We start from the raw sequence: 9,232 nt of genomic DNA, 5'->3' as shown, positions 1-9,232 counted from the left end.
ACCCGTCAGCCGCTTCGCGGCTGCCACCCTCCCCTGCAGGGGAGGGAGAGCGCCCGCTCAGAGGTCTGAATCCGGAAGGGCCGAGCCCGGGCAGGACGAGAGGAGAGGAAACCTGAGGCAACGGGTGCCTGGTAGGCCGCCACCTCCCCACCCGTCTCACGACGACATGTCGATCCGGTACTTCGCGAAGCCGTCCGGGCCATTGCCGACGGGCTGCACCTTGAGCCCCTTCGGGATGCTCTTGGAGGCCTGCGGCGAGGTCAGGAAGGTCACGTTCACGGCGCCCGGGATGGGTGCGAAGCGCCAGTTGCCGTCGGCGACGGGGTCGATGACCTTCTGCTCCACGATGTAGCGCACGATCACGTCGCGGTTGGTGTCGGGAGCGTCGATGACGCTCGTCGTGCCGTCGGCGCCGGGGAAGTTGCCGCCGCCGCCCGCGCGGTAGTTGTTGGTGGCGACGACGAACAGGGCGTTGGGGTCGATCGGCTGGCCATTGTAGCGCAGGTCGACGATGCGATGCGCATCCGGGGCCACGAGCTTGCCATTGCCGTCGTAGCGGGAGGGCTTGGTGACGTCGATCTGGTAGGTGACGCCGTCGATCACATCGAAGTTGAAAGCCGGGAACGCCGGGTTGATCAGCTCCTGCTCGTCGGCCTTGGCCGGGTCGATCCGGTTGAACAGGCCCGCGGAGCGTTCCAGCCACTCGCGCACCTGCGCGCCCGTCACCTTCACCGCCCGCACCGTGTTCGGGTACAGGTAGATGTCCGCGACGTCCTTGATGGCGATGGGGCCGGCCTTCACGTCCGTGTAGGCCTCGGGCCCGGAGCGCCCGCCGCTCTTGAAGGGGGCGGCGGCCGAGAGCACGGGCAGGCCCTTGAGGTCCGCCATGGTCGCTGCGATGCCGGCGACGTACCAGGTCTGCGCCTTCGAGACGATCTGCACCGACGGATCGTCGGCGACCAGCGCGAAGAACGAGTTGATCGGGTTCTTGGTCTCGCCGACGGGCTGGCGGACATAGGCCAGGGTCGCCTCGTGGTCGGCCTTCACCGCGGCCGCCGTCGGCGCGTCGTTCTCCACCTTGGGAACGATCGTGCGGTCCTTGCGATCGTAGATGGGCCGCGCCTCGCTGCGTGACGCGAGGACCTTCCAGGTGTCCCCGTCCTTCTCGAGCTCCAGGTCGATGATGCCGAGATGGCTGCCCCAGAAGCCGGCCATCACGGCCGGAACGCCGTGCAGCGTGCCCTTCTCGGCGTCGACGCCGGGGATGCCGGCAAAGTCCTTGCCCGGAAACACCTTGTGCTGGTGGCCGGTGAAGATCGCGTCGATCCCGGGCACCTTCGCCAGGTGAAGCGCGGCGTTCTCCTCGCCCCCCCGCCGCTCGCCGCCCTCGATGCCCGAGTGGCACAGCGCCAGCACGATGTCCGTCTGGCGGGCGAGTTCGGGGACGAATTTCAGCGCGGCGTCGACGATGTCGGTCGTGGTGACCTTGCCGGCGAGATGGCCCTGGTCCCACTGCATGATCTGCGGCGGCACGAAGCCGATCACGCCGACCTTCAGGCGCTGGCGCTGGCCCTGGTCGTCGACGACTTCCCGGTCGAAGATCATGGTCGGGCGCACGAGCGGCTGGCCGTCCGACTTGACCAGGTTGGCGCAGACGAACGGGAACTGGGCGCCGGAAAGCGCGAAGCCCAGATAGCTCAGGCCGTAGTTGAATTCGTGGTTGCCCAGCGTCGCGCAGACATAGTCGAGCCCGTTCATGCCGGCGAACATCGGATGGACCTCGCCGGCCTTCAGGCCGCGCTTGTAGGCCATGTAGTCGCCCATCGGGCTGCCCTGGATCAGGTCGCCGTTGTCGAACAGCAGGCTGTTGGGCACCTCGGCCCGCGCGGCGCGGACCAGCGCGGCGGTGCGCACGAGGCCCAGCGTGTCGTCCGGCTTGTCGCGATAATAGTCGTACGGCATCACGTTGACGTGGAGGTCCGTCGTCTCCATCAGCCGCAGCTTGACCCGCGCGCCCGCGGCCCTGGCGGGAGTGGGAAGCCCGGCGACGGCGGCGGCGCCGAGCGCCAGCCCTCCGGCGACGACGTCCCGGCGGCTCGGTCGTCCCGCAATTCCCTCATGCTCTGCGTAGGCCTTGCGGTCGTCGGTCATCGCTCCGGTCTCCTCGTGCAAGCGGCCAACGGGCCGCCGCGGCTCCTCTTTCCGCAGCGACCGGTTGCAACCGGGTGCAGACATCCCATCAGCTTATGCGTGAGGGTCGTGGCGGGGAAGTGGCGAAAACGCGCTGAGGCCCGCGGAATGCGGTGCGGCCACCCCGGCAAATCAAGGCAAAACGCCCAATCGGGTGGCGAGGGGAGGGCGGTCAGCCGGCGCCCGCGCGGGCGTCGTCCTGCGGAGCCACCACGAGCCCGTACTCCGCCGCGCTTTCGCCGAGCCAATGCCAGAACGACCCGGCATAGCCGCGCATCACCGCGACGTCGTAGGTCGGCGTGTCGTCGGTCTGCCACAGCGTGACCTCGACCATGCCGCACAGCGTGCTGGCCGCCATGCCGGCCCGGAACGCCCGCGGATGCAGGTCGAGCGCGAGGCCCTTGGCCAGCACGTCGCGCGTCCGCGGGCCCGAGAGGCGCAGCACGCCCTGGGCGTCGGTCTGGTCCGTGACGCTGGCCGCGCCCCGGCAGGCCTCGGCCACCCGCCCGACGAACGAGCCTGCGGGATAAGGTCCGCTCCCCGCCTCGTCCTGCATGACCAGCCAGCGTCCCGGCCCGGTCCATGCCGCGACCACCGGGCCCGCCGCCGAGACGCGCAGGGGCGCGGGCAGGGTCAGGCCCATAGCCGCCGCGACGGCCGAGGACACCTCGTCGGTCCTGCCCGGCCGCGCCACGACCTGCGCGATGGCGACCGTCGTCCGGACGGCGACGGTGAGCCCGGCCGGACCCTCCGCCTGGCCGAAGCGACCCGGCAATGCCAACCCGGCGAAGGCGCCGCGGCGGGAGAAGGTGATGTGCTCAGCCACGCATCCGGTCTCCGGCGGGGTCGACGAAGCAGGGCGGGCACAGCTCGACCAGGACGTCGCGGCCGCGCACGCCGTCCCAGGCCCGTACGCGCTGCCCATGCCGGCGCGGCCCGTCCTTCATCAGGCCGAGCCCGATCCACCGGCCTTCGCCTTGCGAATAGGCGACCGAGGTGACGTGGCCGAGGTCGTTCGCGGTGGTGGCCGGCGCGTCCACGTCGATGAAGTGGGCCCCCGCCGTGACGGTGTCCTTGGCATCGACCGCGCGGAAGCCCACGAGCGCGGGCCGCTGCGGGTCGACGAGCGCGGGGCGCGTGGCCATGACCCGCCCGACGCAGTCCTTCTTCGGCGACACCAGGCGGCCCATGCCGAGGTCCGCCGCCGTGGTCTGGCCGTTGAGTTCGCCGCCGGCGGGGTGCCCCTTCTCGACGCGCATCACGTTCATGGCCTCGAGCCCGTAGGCCACGACGCCGAGGTCGCGGCCCGCACCCATCAGTGCGCGGGCGAGTGCGTCTCCCCACGAGGACGGGACGCCCAGCTCATAGGCGAGCTCGCCCGAGAACGAGATCCGGAAGAGCCGGCCCGGCACGCCCCCGAGGAGCGAGAGCGGCATCGCGCCCATGAAGGGCAGCGCCTCGTTGGAGACGTCCTGCCCCGGGTCGGCGAGGCGCGCGACGAGCTGGCGCGAGCGCGGGCCGGCGACGGCGAACTGGGCCCATTGCTCGGTCGCGGAGACGACCGTCACGTCCAGCGTCGGCCAGGTCCACTGGAGCGCGTGCTCCATGTGCCCGAGCACGGCGGCGGCATTGGCCGTGGTGGTGGTGACGAGGAAGTGCTCGGGGCCGAGCCTGGCCACCGTGCCGTCGTCGAAGACGAAGCCGTCCTCGCGCAGCATCAGCCCGTAGCGCACCTTGCCCACCGGCAGGGTGGACACCGTGTTGGCGTAGATCCGGTCGAGGAACAGGGCGGCGTCCGGTCCCTGGACGTCGATCTTGCCGAGGGTGGAGACGTCGCAGATGCCGACGCCGGCGCGCACCGCGGCGACCTCGCGGTTGCAGGCGGCGAGCCAGTCTTCGCCCGCTTTCGGGAACCAGCCCGCCCGCAACCACGGCCCCACCTCGACGAAGACCGCGCCCTGCTCGCGCGCCCAGCCGTGGGCGGGGGTGAGCCGTGTCGGCTTGAAGGCCTTCCCCGTATGGACGCCCGCCAGTGCCCCGATGGCGACGGGCGTGTAGGGCGGGCGGAACGTCGTCGTGCCGGCCTCGCCCGGCGTCTTTCCCGACAGCGCCGCCATGAGGGCGAGCCCGTTCAGGTTCGACGTCTTGCCCTGGTCCGTCGCCATGCCCAGCGTCGTGTAGCGCTTCAGGTGCTCGACCGAGCGGAACGCCTCGCGATGGGCAATGGCGATGTCGGCCGATGTGACGTCGTTCTGGAAATCGATGAACGCCTTGCCGCCGCCCACCGGCTTGGGGGTGGGGACCAGGGCGACGCGGTCCTGGTCCTCGCGGGTCGCCCGCGGCACCTCGACGGCCGTGCCGTCGAAGCCGGCGGCCGTGGCGGCCTCGAGCCCGGCAAAAGCGCCGCTCGTCAGGCACTCGTCGAGAGAAAGCCGGCCGGCGGCAGCGCCCGCCACCGCCATGCCCGGCGGCAGGGTGCCGGGCAGGAAGGCCCCCGCCATGGCGTCCCAGGCCGGCTTGCCGCCCAGGTGCGACGTGAGGTGCACGGTCGGAACCCATCCGTTCGACATGACCACGAGGTCGCAATCGAAGGTCTGTCGGCCGGAGCCGTCGGGCCGGCCGAGATCGACGGCCTGCACGCAACCGTGCCCGTGGGCGCGCAGCGGCACAGAGCCCGCCAGCAACCGGGTCCCGGCATGGTCGGCGATGACCTGCAGCGAGCGCGACACCTCGGCCCGGGCGTCGGCGATGGCGATGACGTTGATCCCGGCGCGTTGCAGCGCCAGTGCCGTGCGGCCCCCATCCTCGCCGGTGGTGGCCACGACGGCACGGTCGCCGGGCCGCGCCGCGAAGCGGTTGACGTAGCTGCGGGCCGCGCCCGCGAGCATCACGTTGGGCCTGTCATTGTCGCCGAAGACGATGGGTCGTTCGAGCGCGCCGGCGCACAGGACGGACCGCTTGGCCACGATCTGCCAGGCCCGCTGCCGCGGCTGGTGCGGGCCGGGTTGCCCGACATGGTCGGCCACGCGCTCCACCGCCCCGTAGCTGCCGTGGTCGAACACGCCGAACACGGTGGTGCGGCGCAGGATCCGCACCTCCGGCATCGCCTCGAGCTTGGCCTGCATCGCCCCCGCCCAGTCGCGCGCCGGCCGGCCCTCGATCTCCAGGTCATCCGCCAGCAGGCGGCCTCCGAGGACGAAGTCGTCCTCCGCCAGGATGACGCGGGCGCCGGTGCGCCCGGCCGTGAGGGCCGCCATCAGGCCCGCCGGCCCGCTGCCGACGACCAGCACGTCGCAATGCGCGGTGGCCGTCTCGTACCGGTCGGGGTCAGGCCCGATCGGTGCCCGGCCAAGGCCCGCGGCCCGGCGGATCAGCGGCTCGTACAGCTTCTCCCAGAAGGCGGCCGGCCACATGAAGGTCTTGTAGTAGAAGCCGGCGCCCAGGAGGGGCGCGGCGATCTGGTTGATCCCCAAGAGGTCGAGGCGCAGCGAGGGCCAGCGGTTCTGGCTCGTCGCGGTCAGGCCGTCGAAGAGCTCGACGGCGGTGGCGCGCGTGTTGGGCTCACGCCGCGCGCCGTCGCGCAGCTCGACAAGCCCGTTGGGCTCTTCGGGGCCCGCCGCCAGCAGCCCCCTCGGCCGGTGGTACTTGAACGAGCGCCCCACGAGCCGGACGCCGTTGGCGACCAGGGCGGAGGCCAGCGTGTCGCCCGGGTGCCCCTCGTAGGCGATGCCGTCGAAGCGGAAGGCGACCCTGGCGCTGCGGTCGATCAGGCCGCCCGCGCTCAGGCGGTGTGAGGCGGGCAGGGGCCGCTGCGGCGTGGTCATGCGGGCGCCCCGTCCCTGGCGAGGGCCACCGTCCGCGCGTCCTCGGCCCCGCTGATCGCATGCGTGCGGGTGTCCCGCGTCACGACGAGCCACGCCCGGCAGCCATGCACGTGCTGCCACAGCTCGCGATGGACGCCAGCCGGGTTGGGCCTGAGATAGACATAGTCCATCCAGGGTCGAGACGCCGGCTCGCCGGCCTTCGCCTCGGCCATCCCGTCGGGCCGGCGCACGCCGGCATCGCCGAGATAGAGGAACTCCTCGTGGCCGCGTTCGCCGCAATGGGGGCAGGGGATGCGCATGGTGCGGCCGTTCTCAGTGCAGGTTCGGCGTGGCGCCCGTGCCCGCCTCGTCGATGAGGTCGCCGGTGGCGAAACGGTCGAGACGGTAGGCGGCGTTCAGGCGGTGCGGCTCGTCGCGGGCGATCGTATGGGCGAAGCACCATCCGGAGGCGGGCGTCGCCTTGAAGCCGCCGATGCACCAGCCGCAATTGATGTAGAGGCCTGCGATCGGCGTCTTGTCGATGATGGGCGAGCCGTCCATCGACATGTCCATGATGCCGCCCCACTGGCGCAGGACGCGCAGCCGGCTGACGGACGGCATGAGCGCGACCGCCGCCTCCATGACCTCGTGGATGACCGGCAGGTTGCCGCGCTGGGCGTAGGAATTGTAGCGGTCGATGTCGCCGCCGAAGACGAGCCCGCCCTTGTCCGACTGGCTGATGTAGAAGTGGCCCGCCCCGAAGATGATCACCTGGTCGACGAGCGGCTTCACGCCCTCCGAGACGAAGGCCTGCAGGACATGGCTCTCGATGGGCAGTTGCAGTCCCGCCATGGCCGCGACGCGCGAGGAGTTCCCGGCGCAGGCGAGGCCCACCTTCGGCGCCCCGATGAAGCCGCGCGTCGTCTCCACGCCGAGCACGCGCCCGTTCTCCACGCGGATGCCGGTGACCTCGCAGTTCTGGATGAGATCCACCCCGCGCCGGTCGGCCGCCCGCGCGTAGCCCCAGGCCACCGCGTCGTGGCGCACCGTGCCGCCGCGCGGTTGCCAGAGGCCGCCCATCACCGGAAAGCGCGCGCTGTCGAAGTCGAGCATGGGCGCGAGCCGCCGCACCCCCTCGCGGTCGAGCAGCTCGGCATCGACGCCCTCCAGGCGCATGGCGTTGCCGCGGCGCGCGGCGGCGTCGCGGGTGCCGTCCGACTCGAACAGGTGCAGCACGCCGCGCTGGCTCACCATGGCGTTGTAGTTGATGTCCTGCTCCAGGCCTTCCCAGAGCTTCAGCGAATGCTCGTAGAAGGGGATGTTGCCGGGCAGCAGGTAGTTCGAGCGGATGATCGTGGTGTTGCGCCCGACATTGCCGGATCCGAGATAGCCCTTCTCGACCACGGCGACGTTGGTGAGGCCGTGCTCCTTGGCAAGATAATAGGCGGTCGAAAGTCCGTGCCCGCCCCCGCCCACGATGATCGCGTCGTAGGAGGCCTTGGGCTCCGGATCGCGCCAGGCCGGCTGCCATCCCGTATTGCCGCGCAGCGCTTCCGACAGAAGGGAAAAGATGGAATAGCGCACCGGAAAGCCCCTCGGCCGGACACCTTCGGTGCTCCTGGCGACCGTGAGCAAACGGGCGCGACGTGCCCAAGTCAATAGGCCCGCGGTTCCGGAACTGGGCTGGAAATTGCATCCGGGAGAGGGTGCTCCCTACGTCCGGCTTGACGCGGCAGGTGCCGACGCATTCAGTTCGAGCGGTCCGGTGGGGCGACGGAGGCGGCATTGATCATCGCTGTGGGCGGCACGAAGGGCGGCACGGGCAAGTCGACGGTCTCCACCAATCTCGCGGTCATCCTGGCCGCGTCCGGCCGGGACGTGCTGCTGGTGGATGCCGACGACCAGGGCACGGCCGGCGATTTCACCACCATGCGCAACCAGAGCCGCGAGGACGGCGCCGGCTACACCTGCATCGCGCTCAAGGGTCGGGCGGTGGTGACGGAGATCATGCGGCTCCGGCCCAAATACGACGACATCGTCATCGACGTCGGGGCCGGCGAGACGGCGAGCCAGAAGGGCGCGCTGGCGGTCGCCGATCTCTACCTGGTGCCGATGGCGCCGCGCTCCTTCGACGTCTGGACGCTGGAGAAGGTGGCCGCGCTCGTCGAGGACGCGCGCGTCACCAATCCCAAGCTCGACGCGGCCGTCTTCCTCAACCGCGCCGACGCGAGCGGCTCCGAGAACGAGGCCGCCGCCGAGATCATCACGGCCCAGCCCGCCCTGCGGCTGCTGAAGGCCACGCTCGGCAACCGTAAGTCCTACGCTCGCGCTTCCACGGCAGGCCTGGCGGTCACGGAGCTGCGCCCGGCGGATGCCAAGGCGAGCGCCGAGGTCCGCGGCCTGGTCGCGGAAATCGGCGCCGGCGCGACGCGCAAGACGAAGGCGCCGGCGAAGCCGAAAGCCAAGGCCGGAACGGCCACCACCTCCAGCAAGAGCAGGACACGACGCTGATGCGCGCCATCCTCGATCACTGCCAGGGCGTTCCCGTCGTCACCATCGCCGATGGCACCGAACTGCTTGCGGAAGGCCAGAAGACCGGGCGCGTCTATGTCCTGGTGCAGGGGCGCATCGAGATCCTGCGCGGCGGCACGCAGGTCACCGTGCTCGACGAACCGGGCTCGGTGGTGGGCGAGATGTCGCTCCTGCTCGACAGCCCGCACACCGCCTCGGCACGCGCGCTGGGCGATGTGCACGTCCATGCCATCGCCGATGCCGCCGGCTTCTTCAACGATCGGCCGGCGCTGTCCTGGCTGATCGCCACGCTGCTGGCCAAGCGCCTCAACGCCGCCACGACCTATCTCGTCGATCTCAAGCGCCAGTTCGCCAATCACGGCGACCACCTCGAGATGGTCGCCGAGATCCTCGAAACGCTGATCCATCAGCAGGATCGCGACTTCAGGCCCGGGTCGGCGCGCGATCCCGGCCGGGCCTGACGCTCCTCTTCACCGCGGACAGGGCGGTGCCCCGGGCACGCCGCATGCGGGCCGACCTCCGCCACCCTGAGGCTTGCCCTGCGGGGGCGCGGCCTGTTGCGGCGCGGGCGGCGGCGGTGGCGGACGAACGGCGGGCGGCGGCTGCACGGGCGCGGGGCGCGGCGCCTGGATGACGGGCGGCGGAGCAGGGGGTGGCGGCCGCTGGATCGCCGGTGCCGGCGGAGGCGCGGGACGGGGCACCTGGGG

At 71.3% G+C, this 9,232-nt stretch carries 7 protein-coding genes; 2 read left to right on the top strand and 5 right to left on the bottom strand.

Annotated elements, in window-relative coordinates; translation table 11 throughout:
- Nucleotides 1–156: 156 nt before the first annotated feature.
- The 5 genes from Q0Q47_RS30695 to Q0Q47_RS30675 form a co-directional block, all read right to left on the bottom strand.
- Complete coding sequence (locus Q0Q47_RS30695) at nt 157–2,151, bottom strand: bifunctional 2',3'-cyclic-nucleotide 2'-phosphodiesterase/3'-nucleotidase (protein WP_293868925.1); 1,995 nt, start codon at nt 2,149–2,151, stop codon at nt 157–159.
- 211 nt (nt 2,152–2,362) lie between these two features.
- Nucleotides 2,363–3,016 carry a sarcosine oxidase subunit gamma gene (locus tag Q0Q47_RS30690; protein ID WP_293868923.1) on the bottom strand — a complete coding sequence of 218 codons (654 nt, stop codon included), beginning with the start codon at nt 3,014–3,016 and terminating at the stop codon, nt 2,363–2,365.
- Nucleotides 3,009–6,014, bottom strand: coding sequence for a sarcosine oxidase subunit alpha family protein (locus tag Q0Q47_RS30685; RefSeq protein ID WP_293868921.1), 3,006 nt, complete (start codon nt 6,012–6,014; stop codon nt 3,009–3,011). The genes Q0Q47_RS30690 and Q0Q47_RS30685 overlap by 8 nt, the downstream gene beginning before the upstream one ends.
- Nucleotides 6,011–6,313 (bottom strand): sarcosine oxidase subunit delta, encoded by a 303-nt coding sequence (locus tag Q0Q47_RS30680; protein ID WP_293868919.1) that lies wholly within the window; start codon nt 6,311–6,313, stop codon nt 6,011–6,013. The genes Q0Q47_RS30685 and Q0Q47_RS30680 overlap by 4 nt, the downstream gene beginning before the upstream one ends.
- Before the next feature lie 13 nt (nt 6,314–6,326).
- Nucleotides 6,327–7,577: a sarcosine oxidase subunit beta family protein gene (locus Q0Q47_RS30675; protein WP_293868917.1), complete on the bottom strand. Its 1,251-nt coding sequence runs from the start codon at nt 7,575–7,577 to the stop codon at nt 6,327–6,329.
- Between the two features lie 201 nt (nt 7,578–7,778).
- Here Q0Q47_RS30675 and Q0Q47_RS30670 point away from each other — a divergent pair, with 201 nt between their 5' ends.
- A complete protein-coding gene (locus Q0Q47_RS30670) occupies nt 7,779–8,504 on the top strand; it encodes an AAA family ATPase (RefSeq protein ID WP_293868915.1) in 726 nt (241 codons plus the stop codon).
- Nucleotides 8,504–8,986: a Crp/Fnr family transcriptional regulator gene (locus tag Q0Q47_RS30665; protein ID WP_293868913.1), complete on the top strand. Its 483-nt coding sequence runs from the start codon at nt 8,504–8,506 to the stop codon at nt 8,984–8,986. The genes Q0Q47_RS30670 and Q0Q47_RS30665 overlap by 1 nt, the downstream gene beginning before the upstream one ends.
- Nucleotides 8,987–9,232 lie beyond the last annotated feature (246 nt).

This window comes from uncultured Alsobacter sp., from assembly GCF_945952055.1.
In the GTDB taxonomy this organism is placed as follows: domain Bacteria; phylum Pseudomonadota; class Alphaproteobacteria; order Rhizobiales; family Beijerinckiaceae; genus Alsobacter.
Note: the sequence above shows the minus strand (reverse complement) of the source record. Positions and strands in the feature narration are given on the sequence as shown.